General features: G+C 58.1%; 1 protein-coding gene and 1 pseudogene. One reads left to right on the top strand and one right to left on the bottom strand.

Translation table 11 applies throughout. The features are described from left to right. A pseudogene (locus EN914_RS36830) lies at positions 1–302 on the top strand (methyltransferase type 11); the annotation flags it as partial. A gap of 362 nt (positions 303–664) precedes the next feature. Here the strand turns inward: EN914_RS36830 and EN914_RS39745 are convergent. After that, positions 665–888, bottom strand: a 224-nt coding sequence (locus EN914_RS39745) for a hypothetical protein (RefSeq protein WP_245497947.1), incomplete at its 5' end; no start/stop codon positions are given.

Below are 888 nucleotides of genomic sequence, written 5' to 3'. Positions count from 1 at the left end.
CGAATTATCCCTTGCCCTGGGCGGTTGCGCCGGAAACCAGCCACCTTGTTGACCGGGATACCCTGAAGACCCTGTTCGCCGACGCGGGCTTCCATATTGACGAAGTCATCGACGAGACCGGCGAACATGTCGAACTGGCGATGCAAAGGGCCAGTTCCGGCATCATTCCTTCGCCTGTGCAACGTCAGGTCAATGAAATCGTGCTCGGCACCGAATTCGTGCAGCGACGCAAGAACTACATCCGTAGCCTGAGCGAAGGCAGATTGGCATCGCTGGCCATCATCGTCTCGAAGCCTGCCTGATCGGAGCCTTGATCGTAACGAAGGGCAGAAACAAAAAACCCGCCTTGGCGGCGGGAAGTTGGCGCAACTCAGCACCAGAAGTAGCGACCGGCAACACCATGGTTCGCAGTTTCGTTCGGCTCGCGAACCACCGCCTTTCTATACCATTGTGCGACATTGTACACGACGGTGCCATTGTCCGTGCACTTCGGTCCGGCATCGATTGTGCTATAACGGCCGGTAAACGGCTACGAAGCCGGTAAAGGCAGTCAGTTGCATCGCGCTCCTGTCCTCCGTCCGAGTCATCCTCACGGCAAGTTCGACGCCAGTAGTCAAAATGCGAAGGCACGATTGTGGCCGACAGCAGACCGCCAGCTGTAAATCTAATCGGACATCCAGGTAGTCGGCGCTCGGCCGGACAAAGGGCGCGACGGAGGTGAAGCGAAAAGTGCAATGCTGAACTTGCTGAAAAATAGTTTCGGGCTTGACCAGATTACCAGCCGGTCGATCTCGCCGATGCGCGCCCGGCCTGTCAGCGCCATTGCCATCTCCAAGTCTCGGCGAAGCAGGTTGCGCCCTCGGCACCATCGGTTGCCAGGGCGTAGAC

The organism is Mesorhizobium sp. M7A.F.Ca.CA.001.08.2.1 (assembly GCF_003998455.1).
GTDB classification, from domain to species: domain Bacteria; phylum Pseudomonadota; class Alphaproteobacteria; order Rhizobiales; family Rhizobiaceae; genus Mesorhizobium; species Mesorhizobium ciceri.
This window is presented reverse-complemented; position numbering and strand designations above follow the sequence as displayed.